Source organism: Candidatus Poriferisocius sp. (assembly GCF_965208355.1).
Taxonomy (GTDB): Bacteria; Actinomycetota; Acidimicrobiia; order Acidimicrobiales; family Bin134; genus Poriferisocius.
Map to the genome: position 1 here is coordinate 503,238 of NZ_CBDBOM010000003.1, position 19,162 is coordinate 522,399.

18 protein-coding genes are annotated in these 19,162 nt (G+C 65.1%); all 18 read left to right on the forward strand.

Features of this window, described 5'->3' with window-relative positions:
* Nucleotides 1–187: 187 nt before the first annotated feature.
* The 18 genes from ACOGXH_RS03585 to ACOGXH_RS03670 all read left to right on the forward strand — a co-directional run bounded on the left by ACOGXH_RS03585 (nucleotide 188) and on the right by ACOGXH_RS03670 (nucleotide 19,161).
* Nucleotides 188–1,030, forward strand: coding sequence for a nitrilase-related carbon-nitrogen hydrolase (locus ACOGXH_RS03585; protein ID WP_419927747.1), 843 nt, complete (start codon nucleotides 188–190; stop codon nucleotides 1,028–1,030).
* 10 nt (nucleotides 1,031–1,040) lie between these two features.
* The gene (locus tag ACOGXH_RS03590) at nucleotides 1,041–2,339 is read left to right on the forward strand and encodes an aspartate aminotransferase family protein (protein WP_419927748.1); all 1,299 of its coding nucleotides are present in this window, start codon (nucleotides 1,041–1,043) and stop codon (nucleotides 2,337–2,339) included.
* Nucleotides 2,340–2,383: 44 nt separating this feature from the next.
* Nucleotides 2,384–3,793, forward strand: coding sequence for a dihydropyrimidinase (gene hydA, locus ACOGXH_RS03595; protein WP_419927749.1), 1,410 nt, complete (start codon nucleotides 2,384–2,386; stop codon nucleotides 3,791–3,793).
* A 22-nt stretch (nucleotides 3,794–3,815) separates the two neighbouring features.
* Entirely contained in the window at nucleotides 3,816–5,303 is a 1,488-nt protein-coding gene (locus tag ACOGXH_RS03600) for a CoA-acylating methylmalonate-semialdehyde dehydrogenase (RefSeq protein ID WP_419927750.1), read from the forward strand.
* Nucleotides 5,304–5,348: 45 nt separating this feature from the next.
* The gene (locus ACOGXH_RS03605; RefSeq protein WP_419927751.1) at nucleotides 5,349–6,350 is read left to right on the forward strand and encodes a TIGR03842 family LLM class F420-dependent oxidoreductase; all 1,002 of its coding nucleotides are present in this window, start codon (nucleotides 5,349–5,351) and stop codon (nucleotides 6,348–6,350) included.
* Nucleotides 6,351–6,362: 12 nt separating this feature from the next.
* Complete coding sequence (locus ACOGXH_RS03610) at nucleotides 6,363–7,394, forward strand: ABC transporter permease (protein WP_419927752.1); 1,032 nt, start codon at nucleotides 6,363–6,365, stop codon at nucleotides 7,392–7,394.
* Nucleotides 7,391–8,158: an ABC transporter ATP-binding protein gene (locus ACOGXH_RS03615; RefSeq protein WP_419927753.1), complete on the forward strand. Its 768-nt coding sequence runs from the start codon at nucleotides 7,391–7,393 to the stop codon at nucleotides 8,156–8,158. The genes ACOGXH_RS03610 and ACOGXH_RS03615 overlap by 4 nt, the downstream gene beginning before the upstream one ends.
* A complete protein-coding gene (locus ACOGXH_RS03620; protein ID WP_419927754.1) occupies nucleotides 8,155–8,934 on the forward strand; it encodes an ABC transporter permease in 780 nt (259 codons plus the stop codon). Before ACOGXH_RS03615 ends, ACOGXH_RS03620 begins: the two co-directional genes overlap by 4 nt.
* A gap of 92 nt (nucleotides 8,935–9,026) precedes the next feature.
* Complete coding sequence (locus tag ACOGXH_RS03625) at nucleotides 9,027–10,214, forward strand: ABC transporter substrate-binding protein (protein ID WP_419927755.1); 1,188 nt, start codon at nucleotides 9,027–9,029, stop codon at nucleotides 10,212–10,214.
* A 114-nt stretch (nucleotides 10,215–10,328) separates the two neighbouring features.
* Complete coding sequence (locus ACOGXH_RS03630) at nucleotides 10,329–11,243, forward strand: LLM class F420-dependent oxidoreductase (protein WP_419927756.1); 915 nt, start codon at nucleotides 10,329–10,331, stop codon at nucleotides 11,241–11,243.
* A 4-nt stretch (nucleotides 11,244–11,247) separates the two neighbouring features.
* Nucleotides 11,248–11,919 (forward strand): GOLPH3/VPS74 family protein, encoded by a 672-nt coding sequence (locus ACOGXH_RS03635; RefSeq protein WP_419927757.1) that lies wholly within the window; start codon nucleotides 11,248–11,250, stop codon nucleotides 11,917–11,919.
* 10 nt (nucleotides 11,920–11,929) lie between these two features.
* Complete coding sequence (locus tag ACOGXH_RS03640; protein WP_419927758.1) at nucleotides 11,930–12,751, forward strand: TauD/TfdA dioxygenase family protein; 822 nt, start codon at nucleotides 11,930–11,932, stop codon at nucleotides 12,749–12,751.
* Nucleotides 12,752–12,804: 53 nt separating this feature from the next.
* Nucleotides 12,805–13,845: a cyclase family protein gene (locus tag ACOGXH_RS03645; protein ID WP_419927759.1), complete on the forward strand. Its 1,041-nt coding sequence runs from the start codon at nucleotides 12,805–12,807 to the stop codon at nucleotides 13,843–13,845.
* Entirely contained in the window at nucleotides 13,842–14,696 is an 855-nt protein-coding gene (locus ACOGXH_RS03650) for an SDR family NAD(P)-dependent oxidoreductase (protein ID WP_419927760.1), read from the forward strand. The genes ACOGXH_RS03645 and ACOGXH_RS03650 overlap by 4 nt, the downstream gene beginning before the upstream one ends.
* A 16-nt stretch (nucleotides 14,697–14,712) precedes the next feature.
* On the forward strand, nucleotides 14,713–15,840 hold the full coding sequence (locus tag ACOGXH_RS03655; protein ID WP_419927761.1) for an epoxide hydrolase family protein: 1,128 nt from the start codon (nucleotides 14,713–14,715) through the stop codon (nucleotides 15,838–15,840).
* A gap of 107 nt (nucleotides 15,841–15,947) precedes the next feature.
* The gene (locus ACOGXH_RS03660; RefSeq protein WP_419927762.1) at nucleotides 15,948–16,943 is read left to right on the forward strand and encodes a Zn-ribbon domain-containing OB-fold protein; all 996 of its coding nucleotides are present in this window, start codon (nucleotides 15,948–15,950) and stop codon (nucleotides 16,941–16,943) included.
* A complete protein-coding gene (locus ACOGXH_RS03665; RefSeq protein WP_419927763.1) occupies nucleotides 16,937–18,004 on the forward strand; it encodes a lipid-transfer protein in 1,068 nt (355 codons plus the stop codon). Before ACOGXH_RS03660 ends, ACOGXH_RS03665 begins: the two co-directional genes overlap by 7 nt.
* Entirely contained in the window at nucleotides 18,004–19,161 is a 1,158-nt protein-coding gene (locus ACOGXH_RS03670; RefSeq protein ID WP_419927764.1) for a thiolase domain-containing protein, read from the forward strand. The genes ACOGXH_RS03665 and ACOGXH_RS03670 overlap by 1 nt, the downstream gene beginning before the upstream one ends.
* Nucleotide 19,162: the final 1 nt, after the last annotated feature.

The following is a 19,162-nucleotide window of genomic DNA, read 5'->3' on the forward strand; positions in this document are numbered from 1 at the left end:
AGGGGCGTCGATGCCTAGCAGGACGCCCTGACCAATTCACAGACGGACCACTAAACCCCCAGGTTGAGAAAGAGCCTCTGGCGGAAGGGGGTCGGCATCGGCAATAATCGGAGGTTTATTCCTTAAGTCGGCGCATTTGGGATTTAACCCCCTATTGCACCGGACGAATGAGCTTGGGAGGCGCCCCATGTCCAGTGTCGTCAGGGCCGCAATCGTGCAAGCCGCGTGGACCGGTGACAAGGAGTCCATGATCGAGCAGCACGAGAAATACGTGGCCGAGGCCGCCGCGGCTGGCACCCAGGTTATGTGCTTCCAGGAGCTCTTCTACGGCCCCTACTTCTGCCAAGTGCAGGAGACCGAGTACTACAGCTACGCCGAGGCCATCCCCGACGGACCCACCACCAAGCGGTTCCAGGAGATCGCCGCCAAGCACGGCATGGTGCTGGTGCTGCCCATGTACGAGGAGGAGCAGCCCGGGTTCCTCTACAACACCGCGGCGGTCATCGATGCCGACGGGTCCTACTTGGGCAAGTACCGCAAGACCCACATCCCTCAAGTAAAGGGCTTCTGGGAGAAGTTCTACTTCCGGCCCGGCAACCTCGGCTATCCGGTATTCGAGACCGCGGTGGGACGGGTCGGCGTCTACATCTGCTACGACCGCCACTTCCCCGAGGGATGGCGGGCCTTAGGCCTCAACGGCGCCCAAATGGTGTTCAACCCGTCGGCCACCAGCCGGGGTCTGTCGGCCTATCTGTGGAAGCTTGAGCAGACGGCGTCGGCGGCGGCCAACATGTACTTCGTCGGGGCGATCAATCGGGTGGGCATCGAGCCGCTGGGCGACAACGACTTCTACGGCACGTCGTATTTCGCCAACCCGCGGGGCCAGTTCGTGGAAGATCCGGCATCAGACCAGGAACAGGAGCTGGTGATCCGCGACTTGGATTTGGCCATGATCGACGAGATCCGCTCCCTGTGGGCCTTCTACCGCGATCGCCGTCCCGACATGTACGGGCCCCTCACTGAGGCATAAGCCGAGTCCCGTGTCCACCAACGCCGACCTGCATCAGCGCTATCAGGCGATTCTGCCCTCCTACGTCAAGCCGCTCTACGCCGAGCCCATCAGCATCGAGCACGGCCAAGGGAGCTATGTGTGGGACGTGGAGGGCAATCGGTACCTCGATTTCTTCGGCGGCGTGCTCACCACGATGGTGGGGCACAACAACCCTGCGGTCACCGCGGCCATACAGGAGCAGGCGTCCAAGGTGCTGCACACCTCCACGCTGTACCTCTGTGAGCCGATGATCGAACTAGCCGAGGAGATCGCGGCCATCAGCGACATCCCTGATGCCCGAGTGTTCTTCACCACCTCGGGGACCGAGGCCAATGACACCGCCATGCTGCTGGCCACCAGCTACCGCAAGTCGAACGAAGTGCTGGCTATGCGCAACAGCTACCACGGCCGCTCGTTCACCGCGCAGGCCATCACCTCTCACTCGTCGTGGTCGTCGACCGCGCTGTCGGGCCTGTCGGTGCACTTCGTCCACGGGGCGTATCAGCTGCGCAGTCCGTTCCGGCATCTGGGCGACGACGAGTTCACCGAGGCCTGCACCGATGATCTCCGCCAGGTTCTCGACATGATGACCACCGGGGAGGCGGCCTGCCTCATCGCCGAGCCCATCCAAGGGGTCGGCGGGTTCGCCACGCCTCCTGACGGCTTTTTCGGGTCGATGCACAAGGTGCTGGCCAATCGGGGCATCCTGTTCGTGACCGATGAGGTGCAAACCGGCTGGGGGCGCACCGGTGAGCACTTCTGGGGTTACCAGGCCCACGACATCGTCCCCGACATGCTCACCTTCGCCAAGGGCGTGGGCAACGGGATCACGCTGGCCGGCATCGTGGCCCGAGCCGAGATCATGGACACGATCTCAGCCCTGAGCTTCTCCACTTTCGGCGGCAATCCGCTGTCTACCGCGGCGGGGTTGGCCACCTTGAATTACGTTCGGGACAACGACCTCCAGGGCAACGCCTTGCGCATGGGCAAGCGGTTGGCCGACGGCCTTCGTCCGGTGGCCGAGCAAACGCCGTGGATCATCGAGCAGCGGGGCAAGGGGCTAATGCAGGCCATCGAGATCGTGGAACCGGGATCGATTCAGCCCGACGCCAACCGGGCCGGCGAGCTATTGGAGGGCTGCAAGCGGCGGGGCCTCCTGGTGGGCAAAGGCGGGCTGTACGGAAATGCCCTGCGGATCACGCCGATGCTGGACGTGACCGAGGAGGAGATCGACGAGGGCGTGACCGCCATCTTGGAGACAATTGAGGAAATCGACAGGCAGGTATGACGCCATGACAACTTTCATCGAGGAGAGATAGGGGGGCAGATGCCATGACAACGCTCATCAAGAACGGCACGGTGGTGAGCTCCACGGGGGCTGATCCGGCCGAGGTCCTGATCGACGGCGAGACCATCGTCGCCGTGCTGCAACCGGGATCCGAGCTAGCCCTGTCGGCGGAGAATGGGGCAGACCGGGTGATCGACGCCACCGGCAAGCTGGTGGTGCCCGGCGGGGTGGATGTGCACACCCACATGGAGCTGCCCTTCGGCGGCACCATCGCGTCCGACGACTTCGAGACCGGCACCCGGGCCGCCGCCTGGGGCGGCACCACCACCATCGTGGACTTCGCCACCCAGAGCTACGGACTCGACGTGCGTGAGTGCTTCGACGCCCGCATGGAGCAGGCCGAGGGTCGGTGCGCAATCGACTACGGCTTCCACATGATCATCGGCGACGTCACCGACGCCGCCCTCAAGGAGATGGACTTGCTGGTGAACGAGGGAGTGACCAGCTTCAAGTTGTTCATGGCCTATCCCGGAGTCTTCTACAGCGACGACGGCCAGATCCTGCGGGCCATGCAGCAGTGCGCCGGCAACGGCGGACTCATGATGATGCACGCCGAGAACGGGATCGCCATCGATGTGCTGGCCGAACAGGCGTTTGAGCGGGGCGAGACCGACCCGGTGAACCACGGGTACGTGCGACGGGCCGAATTCGAGTCGGAGGCCACCCATCGGGCCATTCAGCTGGCCAAGGTGGGCGCCGCCCCCCTCTATATCGTGCATCTCTCGGCCAAGCAGGCGCTGGAGCAGGTGGCCATTGCCCGCAACAACGGCGCCAACGTTTTCGCCGAGACCTGCCCCCAATACCTGTACTTCAGCCTCGAGGAGCACCTCGACCAGGGCTGGGACGGCGCGGCCTACGTGTGCTCGACACCGATCCGCGCTCGGCACGATCATCATCAAGACGAGCTGTGGAAGGGTCTGCGCACCAACGACCTAGCGGTGGTGTCCACCGACCACTGCCCGTTCTGCATGAAGGAGCAGAAGGAGTTGGGCGTGGGCGACTTTCGGGCCATACCCAACGGCCTCGGTACCGTCGAGCACCGGATGGACCTGATCTATCAAGGCGTGGCTACCGGGGAGATCACCCTGCCCCGTTGGGTGGAGCTGTGCTCGACCACCCCGGCCCGCATGATGGGCCTCTACCCCCGCAAGGGCATCATTCAGCCCGGATCTGACGCCGATGTCGTGATCTACGACCCCCAGGCAACCTGGACCATTAGCGTCGAGAACCACCACATGAACATCGATCACTCGGCCTACGAGGGGATCGAGGTCAGCGGCCACGTAGACACCGTGCTGTCGAGGGGCCGGGTCATCATCGACAACGACCAGTACCTGGGCTCCATGGGCGATGGGCAGTACCTGCGCCGCGGCCTCAGTTCCTATCTGATTTAGGACTTGGATTAACGGAGGGGGAATGCAGCAAATCCATCATTTAATCGACGGCCAGCACGTTGCCGGCGGGTCAGGCCGAACGTCGCCGGTCTTCAATCCGGCCACCGGAGAGCAGACTGGCCAGCTCTCGCTGGCGTCCTCCGCGGAAATGGACACCGCGGTGGCCTCGGCCCAGGCCGCGTTCGAAGAGTGGGGCAATGTCTCGGTTGCCCGAAGAACCTCCCTGATGTTCGCCTTCCGGAACTTGGTGGTGGACAACGCCGAAGAGATCGCCAAGCGCCTTACTGCCGAGCACGGGAAGGTGCACGCCGATGCCATGGGGGAGGTGGCTCGGGCCATCGACAACATCGAATTCGCCTGCGGATTGGCTGAGCATCTCAAGGGAAGCCACAACGAGATGGCGTCCACCGGCATCGACGTCTACACCGTGCGCCGCCCGCTCGGGGTGGTAGCCGGCATTACGCCGTTCAACTTCCCGGCCATGGTTCCTATGTGGATGGCGCCCAACGCCATCGCCTGTGGGAACACCTTCGTGCTCAAGCCGTCGGAACGCGACCCGTCGGCACCGATGTTCATCGCCGAGCTGTTCCAGGAAGCGGGCTTCCCGCCCGGCGTGTTGAACCTGGTTAACGGCGACAAAGTGGCGGTCGACCGGCTCCTCGAACACCCCGCGGTGAAGGCGGTCAGCTTTGTGGGGTCCACGCCCATCGCCCGCTATGTGTACACCACCGGCACTTCGCACGGGAAGCGGGTGCAGGCGCTGGGCGGGGCCAAGAACCACATGGTGGTGTTGCCTGATGCCGATGTCGAGCTGGCGGCCGACTCGGCGGTATCGGCGGCTTATGGCTCGGCCGGGGAGCGCTGCATGGCCATCTCGGTGGTGGCCGCGGTGGGCGATGTGGCCGATTCACTGGTGGATGCGATCAAAGTCCGCATGGAAAAGCTGGTCATCGGCGACGGCACCGATTCGGCATCGGACATGGGGCCGCTGATCACCCGCGAGCACCGCGACCGAGTGGCCGGCTACGTGGGCTCGGCCGCCGAGCAGGGGGCGACCGTGGTGGTCGACGGGCGCGACACCCGGTTCGAAAGCGACGGCTTCTTCCTCGGCGTGTCGCTGCTCGACAACGTGACCGCCGACATGGACGCCTATCGGGACGAGATATTCGGCCCGGTGCTCAGCGTCGTGCGATGCGACACCTATGGCGAGGCTGTGCAGCTCATCGCCGACAACCCGTGGGGCAACGGCGCCGCCATCTTCACCCGGGACGGCGGGGCGGCCCGCCAATTCCAGGAGGATGCCGACGCCGGCATGGTGGGAATCAACGTCCCCATCCCGGTGCCGGTGGGATACCACTCCTTCGGCGGCTGGAAGGACTCCCTGTTCGGCGACACCACGATGTACGGCCCCGAGGGGATCCGCTTCTACACCAAGCCCAAGGTCATGACCGCTCGGTGGCCCGATCCCGCCACCAGCTCGGTTGACCTGGGCTTTCCGACCAATGAGTGACAACGAGCGGCGGACGCAGCCGCTCATTCGGAAGAGGGGGTAGTCGTGGATTTCGGTGTTGTCTTGCAAACTGATCCTCCGGCTTGGCGGGTGGTCGAGCTGGCCAAACGAGCCGAGACGCTCGGCTTCAACTACGGCTGGACTTTCGACAGCCACGTGCTGTGGCAAGAGCCCTATGTGATTTACAGCCAGATGCTGTCGGCCACCAACCGCATGATCGTCGGGCCCATGGTCACCAACCCGGGAACCCGCGACTGGACGGTCACTGCCTCGCTATTCGCCACGCTGAACGACATGTTCGGCAACCGCACCGTGTGCGGCATCGGCCGGGGCGACTCCGCCATGCGAGTCATCGGCCACAAGCCCCGCAGCCTGTCCACTTTGAGTGAGGCCATGCGGGTGATCAAAGACCTGGCTGAGGGCCGCAAGACCCTGTACAACGACACCCAGCAGCACTTTCCCTGGGCCAACGAATCCGAGCTCAAGGTGCTGATGGCGGCCTACGGGCCCAAGGCGCTGCACTTGTGCGGCAGCGAGTCGGACGGATTCATCCTCCAGCTGGCCGACCCGGCCATCGCCGAATGGACTATCTCCGCCGTGCGCCGGGCCGCGGAGGAGGCGGGACGCGATCCCGACAGCCTGTACATCTGCGTGGCCGCGCCCGCCTATGTGGGCGACAACATCGAGCACCAGCGAGAGCAGTGCCGATGGTTCGGAGGCATGGTGGGCAACCACGTAGCCGACCTAGTGGGCCGATACGGGGACCAGGGCGCAGGCGTACCGCAAGCGCTCACCGACTACATCGCCGGTCGAGAAGGATACGACTACAGCGGACACGGCAAGGCGGGCCACGAGCACACCGACTTCGTGCCCGACGAGATCATCGACCGCTTCTGCCTGCTGGGCGACGAGGACGCCCACCTGGCTCGGCTGCGGGAGATGGAGTCCCTCGGCGTGGACCAATTCGCCATTTACCTCATGCACGACCAAAAGGACGAGACCCTCAACGCGTACGGCCAGCGGATCATCCCGGCGATGAACGGTTAGGGACGCAGCAGAATGCCGAACACCGACTCGATGGGCATGACCGACTCAATGCCGAACACCCACGCGATGGCCGATACGGACATTGGGGCCGAGACGGACGATCCCCTCGTTCGGGAGCACCGGATCAAGCAGCAGGCGGCCCAAGAACTGCGCCGCGACGCCGTGGTGCGAATCGTTCGCCAGACGGTGACGTTTGTGGTGTTTCTGGGTCTGCTCGCCGGGTTGTACACCGGCTACAAGGCGTTCGGCCAGGCCATCGACGACCGCCAGCACGATTGGGCGGTGGTGGGGTCGGTTTTGCCTCGCACCGATGATCTGAACATGCCCCCGGTGGGCGAAATATTCGGCCAGTTCTTGGAGACCCCCGGTGGCCAAAACCAGATATACGTAAAGATCCTGTTTGACGAGGCCCTCTTCACCCTGCGGGAGGCCTTTGCCGGCTTCATGGTGGGCTTGGTGATCGGCATGGCCATCGCACTGGCGTTGGCGCAGTGGCGCCGGATTGAACAGGGCCTTCTCCCGTACGTGATCGCCAGCCAGACCATTCCTCTCATCGCTATCGCCCCCATCATCGTGATCTGGGGTCGTAAGAACTTCGACGTCTTCCCATGGGAGTGGCAGGACTGGATGTCGGTCTCCATCATCGCCACCTATCTCACGTTTTTCCCGGTGGCGGTCAACGGACTGCGAGGGTTGCAGTCGCCCCGACCGGAGAACCAGGAGCTGATGGACTCGTATGCCGCCAATTGGGTGCAGACGCTGTGGCGCCTGCGCCTTCCCGCATCGCTGCCGTACTTGTTCGCCGCGCTCAAGATCGCGGCCACAGCCAGCATCGTGGGCGCCATTGTGGGTGAGATCTCCTCGGGAGTCGAGGGCGGGCTTGGCCGGCGGATATTGCGCGAGGCGTTCAACTACACCACCGGCCCCGACCGACTGTTTGCCAGCGTGTTGGGGGCCGCAGTGTTGGGGATCTTCGTGTTCCTGGTGGTGACCGGGGTGGAGCGGCTCGTAGTCGGTCGCCAAGACAGGGGAGCGACGGCATGAACGCGATCGACATCCGAGGGGCGACCAAGGTGTTCAACCCCGGCAAGAGCAACCAAGTGGAGGCGCTGGCCGAGATCGACCTGGCCGTTGAGCCGGGGGAGTTCATCACACTCATCGGGCCCTCGGGGTGCGGTAAAAGCACCCTGCTTCGGCTGATTGCGTCTTTGATCTCCCCGTCAACCGGGACGGTGCAAGTCAACGCCAAGCCGGCGGAGCAGGCCCGCCTCGACCGCGACTACGGGATGGCGTTCCAAACGGCTGGCCTCTTCGATTGGCGCACGGTGACCAAGAACATCGAGCTCCCGCTCGAGCTGATGGGATGGTCGAAGGGCAACCGACGTCGACGGGCCGCAGAGATGTTGGAGCTGGTCAAGCTCAGCGATTTCTCCAAACACCACCCGTCCGAGTTGTCCGGCGGTATGCAGCAACGGGTGGCCATCGCCCGCGCCCTGGCCTTCAGCCCGTCGCTGCTGTTGATGGACGAACCATTCGGGGCCCTCGATGAGATGACCCGCGAGCACATGCAGGACGAACTGCTGCGGATTTGGAAGGAGACCGGGACCACCGTGGTCTTCGTCACCCACTCGATCCCTGAAGCGGTGTATCTCTCCACCCGCGTAGTGGTGATGTCGCCCCGTCCCGGGACGATCGCATCGACCATCGGCGTGGGCCTTGGAGATCGAAGCGCCGCAACCCGAGACGATCCCGCTTTTTTCAGGAAGGTCACCGAGGTGCGGACCGCCTTGCGGAAGGTGGAGGAGTGAACGCGCTGAAGGGGTTCTCCGCCCCCATCGTGGCCGGTGTGGTGCTCTTCGGGTTGTGGCAGGGCGTCCTCTCCCTCTTCAACCCCGACGGATTCGTGCTGCCGGCTCCCTCTGAGATCGTCGGCGCGCTGATCGACAATTGGGATGAGGTGTATCAGGGTGCCCGCATCACCGGCTTCGTGGTGGTGTCCGGGCTGATCGCCGGGATCATCCTGGGCATCATCGCCGCCCTGTTGGTGACTCGTTTCCGGACGGCGAACGAGACCATTACTCCGCTGGCCGTGGCGGTCAACGCCATTCCGATCATTGCGCTGGCGCCGATCTTCAACAACTGGTTCGGACTCACCTCGCCTCGATCAAACCAAGCCATTGTGGTGGCGCTGGTGTTCTTCCCGATCTTCATCAACACCACTAGGGGCCTCACCCAGGTGGATCGAAGCCAGATCGAGCTCATGGAGTCGTATGCCGCCAGTCGATCGCGCATCACCCGCGAGGTGCGGATTCCCAACGCCATGCCGTTCTTCTTCACCGCACTGAAGCTGTCGACCTCGCTGGCCGTTATCGCCGCCATCGTCGCCGAGTACTTCGGTGGCCGACAAGACGCCCTTGGTCCGATGATCACGCAATCGGCGGGCCTTACCCGATACGACGAGGCGTGGGCCGCGGTGTTGGCCGGCACCCTCATCGGGGCCGTGTTGTATTTCGCCGTACTTGTGCTCGAGCGAGTGGCCATGCCGTGGAACTCGCTCATACGCGCCCAAGGTGACGATCAATGACCGCAAACCGCGGGTTGCCTCAGGGCAATTCGCCCACCAGAAAGGAATGATCAGTAGATCAGTGGTGAAACATGAATAAAGGAACCATTCATATGAGGGGGATCTGGCGGTTGCTTGCCTTGCTTCTCGCCTTTGTCGTGGTGGCCGCGTCGTGCGGCAACGACGACGATGACGTGAGCGAGCCTGCTCCTGCGCCGGCCACTGAGGCGCCGGCGGCGCCCGAACCGGAGCCAACAGAGGCTCCTGCGCCGGAGCCCGTAGAGCTCCAAGAGGTGTCGCTACAGCTCCAGTGGGTTCCGCAGTCGCAGTTTGCCGGCTTCTTTGCCGCTCGCGATCTCGGGTTCTACGAGGACGTCGGCCTGGATGTGACCATCATCGACGGTGCTGTCGATATCGTTCCGGCCACGGTCCTGGACTCCGGGGCCGCTGACTTCGCCATCTCGTGGGTGCCGCGCGGGTTGGTGCCTCGTGAGGAGGGCCTGAACATCACCAACATTGCCCAGGTATTCCAGCGCAGCGGCACTTTGCAGGTGTCGTTCGTTGACGCCGGCATCACCGGTCCGGCCGACCTCGAAGGCAAGCTGGTGGGGAACTGGGGATTCGGCAACGAATTTGAGCTCTTCGCTGGCCTGGTCAGCGTGGGTCTCGACCCGCAGGCCGATGTCACTCTGGTGCAGCAGGACTTCAACATGACCGCGCTCATCAACGGCGACATCGACGCCGCTCAGGCGATGATCTACAACGAGTACGCCCAGGTGCTTGAGACCATCAATCCCGATACCGGCGAACTGTTCCAGCCCGAAGACCTTTCGGTCATCGACTGGAACGATGTGGGCACAGCCATGCTGCAAGACGCCATTTGGGCCGACGCCGACAAGCTGGAGACCGATGCGGAGTACCGCGACATCGCGGTGCGCTTCGTGGAGGCGTCGCTGCGTGGGTGGATCCACTGCCGCGACAACTTCCAAGAGTGCGTCGACATCGTGGTAGCCGCCGCTCCGCCCTTCGGCGGCCCGGCGCACCAAGCGTGGATGATGAACGAGATCAACGCCCTCATCTGGCCGTCGCCCGGTGGGGTCGGGATCATGGACCAAGCTCTGTATGACCAGACCATCGACGTGGCCACTTCCCAGGGCATCCTTCAGGCGGCGCCCGATGCCGGTGCATTCCGGCGGGACATCGCGGAGGAAGCCATTGCCAACCTGGAGGCCGCGGGCCACGACGTGTACGGCAACGACTACGCCCGCCGCACCGTCGAGGTCAAAGAGGGCGGCAACTAGCCAACTCATCACCATTGATTCATTGAGCTGACGGCGCTCTCCGCCGGTCGTGTGATCGGCGGGGAGCCCGTCGGTTATCGTGCTGCACCTTGGCGCGATTGAAGGGAGCAGCGCGTGAAGTTCAGCTTCGGCCTTCCTCTGATGGCCCATCCGCAAAACCCCGAGTTCCTAACCGCGGAGGCCATTGCCGAGTTTGCCCAGGCCGCTGAGTCGGCTGGATTCGATTCCTGCTCGCTGACCGAGCATCCCCTGCCCAGCGACCCCTGGTTGGCCAGCGGGGGCCACGATGCCCTCGATCCGTTCGTGGCGCTGGCGGTGGCGGCGGGGGCCACCACCCGGCTGCGGCTGCTCACCAACCTGACCCCGCTGCCCTACCGAAACCCGGCGATTTTGGCCAAGACGGTGGCCACGCTGGATCGGCTCAGCGGCGGCCGGGCCATCCTCGGTGCAGGAGTGGGCTATCTGGAGTCGGAATTCGACGCGGTGGGCGTGGACTTCGATCAGCGCAATGCCCTGTTCGACGAAAGCCTCGAAGTGCTGCGGCTGATCTGGTCAGGGGAGACAGTGAACTACCAGGGGCTCAACTTCTCGATTTCGAACAGCACCGGCCTGCCCACCCCGGTGCAGGCGCCGGTTCCGGTGTGGATCGGGGGGAACTCCAAGCTGTCCCGTCGTCGGGTGGCTGAGAGAGCTCAGGGGTGGATGCCCATGCCCAACCCGGCGGCACTGGCCTCCCGCCGCCGCTCGGCCCACCTGGAGACCCTGGACCAGCTGGCCGACATGATCGCCTACCTGCGCGATCACGCCGCGTCGGTGGGTCGCACCGAGCCCATCGACATCAAGTACATGGACCTCGAAGTCGGGGCCGTGGGCACGTCGGGCTGGAACTCCGAAAAGCACTTGGAGAACATCGCGGCCCAAGCCGCCATCGGGGTTACGGGATTGTCGGCCCCCATCGCAGGCGACACCCGTTCGCAGGTGGTCGAGGCCCTCCAACAATACGGCGAAGAAATAATCGCCTATCGTTAGCGCCATGTTGAGATTCGTTGAGGAGATCCTCCTTCTGCTGCTTCGTGACGACGACGGGAAGTTCATCAATGTGTCCCAGTCATCCATGGACCGGGCGGTGGCTGGGGCGGTGTTGATGGAGTTGGCCATGGAGGACCGGATCGACACCGATCTGGAGCACTTGATCCTGGTCGATGCCACCCCGGTAGGCGACGACCTGCTGGATCCGACTCTGGCCATGATCGCTGCCGGGCAGGGGGTCGAAGGCCAGGAAAGGGATGCCCGCCACTGGGTGGAGCAGACCGCCCAGAAGGCGCCGGAGATCCGGGAGGCGACGCTGGACCGGTTGGTGGGGCGGGGCATCCTGGAACGCGAGGACGACCGCTTCTTGTGGGTGTTCCGGTCTCGCCGCTATCCGACAGTCGACGGTGAGGCTGAGCGCGAGGTCAAGCTGCGGATCATGGGAGTGCTGTTCAGCGATGAGATTCCCAGCCCCCGTGACGTGGTGATTATCTGCCTGGCTCACGCCTGCGGAATCTTCACCGAGCTGCTTTCCAAGCGGGAGCTAGAACAGGCCACCGCCCGCATCGAGCAGGTGCGCAAGCTAGACCTCATCGGCCAGGCCATGACCCAGTCGATCCAGGACTTCGAGATATGGCTGGCCAACGCCGCCGCCCAAGGGCGCGGATTCTTCTAGGGAGTTGAACATGGCTGGGTGGTCGGTGGAGCCGATCGGGGGAGTGCTGGGCGCCCGGGTGGCCGGCATCGATTTGAGCCAGCCGCTGGGTGACGGGGAGCGGAAGGATCTGTACGAGCTGCTCTTGGAGCACCTGGTGCTGGCGTTTCCCGGCCAGTCCATCGAAGACTCCCACCAGATGGAACTGCTGGCCCCGTGGGGCCAGCCCTACATCCACCCCATCGGCCGAGTGGCGGGCGGGGTGGAGGCCAAGGTGGAGCGCATCGTCGATGACGAGGAGCGCCCGCCCTTCCAGGACAAATGGCACACCGACGTCACCTGGGACCCCGACCCCCCGATTCTGGGCACACTTCGGGCCATCGAAATGCCCGTCCGGGGCGGAGACACCCTGTTTGCCAGCATGTACGCCGCCTACGACGGACTGTCGGAGACGCTGCGGGACCGGCTCGAGGGGGTTTCCGCCTGGCACGACATGGGGGAGGGCCAGGCATTCAAGTCGAAAGCCGGCGTTGACTTGTACGACCGCACCAAAGAGCAGTTCCCCGGCGCCGAGCGCCCGGTGATCGCCGTGCATCCCGACACCGGTCGCCGCTATCTCAACGTCAACAAGAACTTCACCAGCCATCTGGTGGGATTCGATAGGGCCGAGAGCGACGCGGTGCTCAACATGCTGTATGAGCACGCCACCCAGCCCAACTACACCATCCGCTATGAGTGGGCCGAGGGCGATGTGGTGTTGTGGGACGAGCGCTGCACCCAGCATTTCGCAGTGGCCGACCATTTCCCCCAGCGTCGGGAGATGGCCCGCCTGACGGTCTCCGCCCCCGCCTGATCGCTCCCTCACCTCTTCTGAGCGAACTGGTCGATGGTGGCTAGGCTGCGCCAGTGAAGTTTGACGACGAGAAGTTCGACGTCGCCGCGGTGGTGGCCGGGGCATGGGCCCCCAGCCGATACGGGCCCGACGATGTGCTGGGCACCTACAACGAGGTCACCGACCAGAAGCGGGCCGACGCGCTGGCGATGCTGGACCTGACCAGGCCGATCCGCACCTATTCGATGGGCGACGGGATTTGGCCGGGTTATCCGGCATTCGCCGACCGTGAATTTGCCCAAACCCTGGTGGTGGCGGGCTACGACCCCGGCGAGGGGTTCGAGGGACTGATCGCTAGCGGCACCGAGGGATTGGGCGTGTCCAAGCTGGGCTATTCCGAGGAACGGGTGTCGTACACCTTCAACATGAGCTCCAAGATCAACGGCTTCACCCACGCGGCAGTGGACGGCACTTTCTACAACGGCCACCAAGGCGCCGACTTGGCCCGAACCGAGGGGGTGACCGCGATGGACGTGCCGTCGTGGGGGCCGCCGCTGCTCACTCGGGGGCTGATGATCGATGTGGCCGCCTATGTGGCCGACACCACCGGCGATGTGGAATCAAACCAGGCTGGGTTGCCCCGGCTCATGGACCGCCACCGCATTACCGTCGAGCAGATCGAGGGCGCCATCGAGCGCCAAGAACTCCCCGAACCCGAACCGGGTGACGCCCTGTGCTTGCGCACCGGGTGGATCAGCCTCACCCGAGAGGACCCCGAGAGATTCCTGGCCGCCTCGCCCGGCCCGTGGATCGCCGAGAACAAGTGGCTGGCCTTCCACCGGCCGGCGCTGGTGTCCACCGATAGCTGGATGTGGGGGGTGTTCGATTTTGAGGCCACCGGCGGCTGGGTGTCGGCCGGCCACCAGATCATGCTGGTGAAGGAGGGCATCCGTATGGCCGAGTCGATGAGCTGTGAGGAAGTTGCCGCTGCCGGGGTCGACCGCTTCGTGTTCTGCCACTCACCGTTTCGGGCTAAGGGGTCCACATCGTGCTCGTCGCCCCCCATGGCCATTGCTAACCCACCTGGTGCCAATCCACCGGAGGAACCATCATGAGCATCTTGGACGGATCACCGCTAGCCGGAAAGGTGGCCCTGGTCACCGGGGCCAGCCGGGGCATAGGCAAGGGTTGCGCCTTGGAGCTGGCCGCCGCGGGGGCCACGGTCTATGTCACTGGCCGCACCACCGGTGCTGGTCAGCACCCACTGCCGGGCACGGTGGGGGCCACCGCAGAGGAGATTGCCGCCGCGGGCGGCAGTGCGGTGGCGGTGTCTTGTGACCATCGTGACGACGACGCGGTGCGGGCGGTGTTCGACCGGATTGCCGCCGACCATGGTCGGTTGGACGTGCTGGTGAACAACGCCTTCGCCATTCCCGACGAGTTGACCGCCATGCTGCCCTTCTGGGAGGTGCCCATCTCCAACTGGGACGACATGATGGACGTGGGCACCCGCTCAGCCTACGTGGCCTCGGTGCTGGCCGCCCCGGTGATGATCGAGCAGGGCGATGGGCTGATCGCCAACATCAGCTCCTCGGGGGCGGTCGAGTATGCCTGGCACGTGGCCTATGGGGTGGGGAAATGCGCTCTCGACCGCATGACCGCCGATTGTGCCCGCGAGCTCCGAGACACCGGGGTTTCGATGGTGTCGGTGTGGCCTGGCTTCGTGCGCACCGAGCGCATCGACATGGCCGTGGAGTCCGGGGTGGAGCTGCCACCGAGCCTGGATCTGTCGGCGGCCGAGTCGCCCCGGTTCACCGGACGGGCAGTGACCGCATTGGCCATCGACGCCGATCGGTCCCGTCACACCGGCCTGGCGGTGTCAGCCCGAGACATGGCCGACGCCTACGGCTTCACCGACGTCGACGGCCGCCTGCCGGCCGGTCCTCTCCACGACCGCACCGGCTAGCTGGAGGGAGTACGCGATGACCGCCGTGGAGCCGTTTGCCATCGAGGTGCCCGATGAGGTGCTCGACGACTTAAACCGCCGCTTGGATTCCACTCGGTGGTTCGATCCCTTGCCTGGGGCCGGTTGGGATGAGGGCACCGACCTGGACTACCTCAAAGAGCTGTGCCGCTACTGGCGCCACGACTACGACTGGCGGGCTGTCGAGGCCCAGCTCAATCAGTTCCCCCAGTACACCACCACCATCGACAACCAGAAGCTGCACTTCATCCACGCCCGCTGTCGCAACCCCGATGCCATGGCCTTGGTCATCCACCACGGCTGGCCCGGTTCCATCACTGAGTTCACCAAGGTGATCGAACCGCTGCGGGAGCACTTCCACGTGGTCTGCCCGTCGCTGCCCGGCTATGGCTTCTCCGGGCCGACCGCAGAGCCGGGCTGGACGCCACGGCGAATGGCGGCGGCTTCGCTGGAGCTGATGAGTCGCCTGGGCTACGAGCGGTTCGGGGCCCAGGGCGGGGACTGGGGGGCCATGGTCACCGCCCAGATGGCCCTGCAAGCTCCCGAGCGGCTGATGGGCATCCACCTCAATTTGGCCATCGCCCCCGAGCCGCCACCCGGCGCCGTGCGCGACCTGACTGATGAAGAGCGGGCCGACCGGTCCGAGGCCGGGGCCCGAAATCAGGTGGAGCGGGGCTACCGGGCGCAGCAGGCCACCCGGCCCCAGTCGCTGTCGGTGGGGCTGAACGACTCTCCGGCCGGGCTGGCTGCCTGGATCATCGAGAAGTTCTTGGTGTGGAGCGACATCGGCCCCGACAACGACATCGAGGCCAGCTTCACCAAAGACGAGCTGATCACCAACGTGATGGTGTATTGGGTGACCGGCACCATCGCCTCGGCCAACCGGCTCTACTACGAGACCCGCATGGGTGGCCGAGGGGCCTCCGCGCCCGACCGCCGGGTGGAGGTGCCCACCGCCTACGCCCGATTCCCCGGCGACGGCATCCGTCCGGCCCGTCCCTGGGTGGAGTACTGGTACAACATCGTCCGCTGGACCGAGATGCCCCGCGGCGGCCACTTCGCCTCCCTCGAAGCCCCCGATCTGTACATCGCCGACGTTGTCGAGTATTTCAACTCATTGACCTGATCATCGGCGGGCCATCCGGTCTGCTTTGGGGGCGGTGGCAGAGGGGGGCAGAACAGACAGCTGGTCTGCTTTGGGGGCGGTGGCAGGCGTGTGGTGAACTTGCCGCCGTGCCCCAGTTGCATGACGTTGACTACACCCTTGAGTACCCATATACCCGCACCACGGGACCGGTCATCGGTCCGTTTCTGACCGGTCTGCGCGACGGGCGCATCCTCGGCCAGCGGTGCGGCGACCGGGTGCTGTGCCCGCCCATGGAGTTCGATCCGGACACCTTCGCCAGCCTGGAGCCCGACCTGGTTGAGGTCGGACCCGGTGGGGTGGTGGAGAACTGGACCTGGGTGGCCGAGCCCTCGGGCAAGCACCCCTTTGACCGGCCGTTCGGCTTTGCCTTCATCAAGCTGGACGGGGCCGACACCGCCCTAGTGCACGCGGTGGACTCCAGCGGCGATCCCGAGGCCATCAGCACCGGCATGAGAGTGCAGGCCCAGTTTCGGGAGGAGCGCCACGGATCGGTTGCCGACGTGTACTTCGTGCCCGAGGCCGACGCCGCCGACCAGTTGATCGAGCCGGGCGACGAGCCGGTGACCATTACTGAGCACCTCATCGGCCTGCGGATCAACGAGCCGCTGTACCCCCATCGGGCCCGGTTCGCCCAGGGACTGCTGGACGGCAAGATCATCGGCCAGCGCAGCCCAGTCACCGGCAAGGTGTACGTGCCCGGCCGGGGCTACGACAACATGTCCCGGGTGCTGATGAGCGAATCCGACGAGGTTGAAGTGTCCGACGTCGGCACCGTGGTGGCGTTCACCGAGCTGAACCCGGTGCAGTACTACGGCCAGACCGAAACCGAACCCTATGTGCGCTGCTCGATCCTGTTCGACGGGACCGACCAGCCGGTGATCGGCATCGACATCCGCGACATGACGGTGGACGAGATGCGGGTGGGGATGAGGATGCGCTGCATCTGGCGCGACCCCGAGGAGCGCTCGGTGGAAGACATCGACAACCGCTACGGCAACATCCCCGAAACGGTGTACGCCCGGTTCGAGCCCACCGGCGAACCCGACGTGCCCGCCGACGATCTCAAGGAGCACTCATGGTAAGCCTGGCCGAAGACGTCGCCATCGTCGCGTTTGAGCAGACTCCATCCCACGCCCACTTCAACGACAGCGAGCCGGCCATGATCATGCCGTGCGTGAACTCGGTGATCGAGCAGGTGGGAATGGACCGCCACGACATCGACTTCACCATCGCCGGAAGCTGCGACTACCTGTCGGGGATGCCGTTCGCCTTCGTCATGAACATCGACGCGGTGGGGGCGTGGCCCCCGGTGTATGAGAGCCATGTGGAGATGGACGGCGCCTGGGCACTGTTCGAGGGGTTTGTGCGACTCCAGTCGGGCGATATCGACACCGTGCTGGTGTCGGGCTCAGGCAAGTGCTCGCCGGGCAGCTACCGGGAGGGGTTCTCGCTCCAGACCGATCCCTACGTGCATGCCCCTATTGGCCTGGACCCCCGCACCCAGGCCGGATTCCAGGCCCAGGCCCTTATCGCCGCGGGCAAGGCCACCGAGCGGGACTTCGCCGAGGTGGTGGCCCGCAGCCACGCCAACGCCAAGAACAACCCCTACGCCCAGCTCAGCGGCGACTTGTCGGTGGACGACCTGCTGGCCGAGCCCTACGTGCAGCAGCCGCTGCGCCGCCTCGACTGCCCGCCGACCAGCGACGGGGCCGCGGCCATGATCATCGCCCGGGCCGACAGGGCTCGGGAGCTGTGTGACAATCCGGTGTGGATCCGGGCCATCGACCACCGCATCGATTCCCATCACCCCACGCTGCGGGACCTCACCGACTCCCCGTCGGTGCGCATCGCGGCTGATCGAGTCGGACTCCATGCCGGGCCGGTGGACATCGCCGAGCTGACCGTGACCTACAGCCCCGAGGAGATCATCTTGCGCGATGCTCTAGGACTCAACGGACAGACCTCGGTGAACCCGTCGGGCGGGCCGCTGACCGGCAGCCCGTTCATGGCCGTGGGCCTCACTCGGGTGATCGAGCTGGCCCGGGCCATCCGCAACGGCGATGGCGGCCGAGGCGTGGCCCACGCATCCAGCGGGCCGGCGCTCCAACAGAACCTGCTCTGCGTGTTGGAAGGAGACGGATAATGGCCCCTCGACCCTGTGCAGTACTGGGCATCGGCCAGACCAAGTACAAGCGTCGCCGCGACGATGTGACCTTGGACGGCCTGGTGCGGGAGGCCGCCCTGAGGGCCCTGGAGGACGCCGGGGCCACTTTCGACGACATCGACGCAATTGTGATCGGCAAGGCCCCCGACGCTCTCGAAGGGGTGATGATGCCGCTGCTGAGCCTGTGCGATGCCCTGGGTGCCATCGGCAAGCCCATCCACCGGGTGCACACCGCCGGGTCGGTAGGGGCGTCCACCGCCATTTCCGCGGTGAATTTGGTGGAGTCGGGCATGTACGACACCGTGCTGACCATCGCCTACGAGAAGCAGTCGGAGGGCAACGCCACCTGGGCGCTGTCGGGCGGCAAGAGCGGCGGGCAGGGCGCGGGCGGCACGTTCGCCCCGTGGATCCGCAACTACATCGCCCGCTCCAAGGCACCCGAGCACATCGGCTGGATGGTGGCGGTGAAAGACCGGCTCAACGCCCTCAAGAACGAGTACGCCCACCTGCACCTGCCCGACATCTCCGTTGAGAAGGTGCGGGAGTCGCCCATGCTGTGGGATCCGCTCCACTTCTTGGAGTCGTGCCCGTCGTCGGACGGGGCCGCGGCCATGGTGCTGGGCAACGACGACATCGCCAAGAAGTCGGGCCGCCCGCCGGCGTGGGTGATCTCCCACGCCAAGCGGACCGAGTTCGGCCAGTTCCCCGGGCGCGACACGGTGCGGCCCCAAGCCGGGGTGGAGTGCTCTGAGGCGCTCTACCGCAAGGCAGGCATCACCAATCCCCGCGAGCAGATCGACTGCGCCGAGCTGTACGTGCCGTTCTCGTGGTACGAGCCCATGTGGCTGGAGGGGCACCTCATCGCCGAGGAGGGCGATGGGTGGAAGATGACCGACGCCGGCGACACTGAGTTGGGTGGGTCGTTCCCGGTGAACATGTCGGGCGGCGTGCTGTCGTCCAACCCCATTGGGGCGTCGGGCATGATCCGCTGCCTGGAGGCGGCCAACCAGGTGCGGGGCACCGCTGGCGAGTACCAGGTGCCGGGGGCCAAGATCTCCATCGGCCATGCTTACGGCGGCGCCGCCCAGTACTACGCCATGTGGATGGTGTCGTCTGAGCTGAATCCGGAGCTGTAGT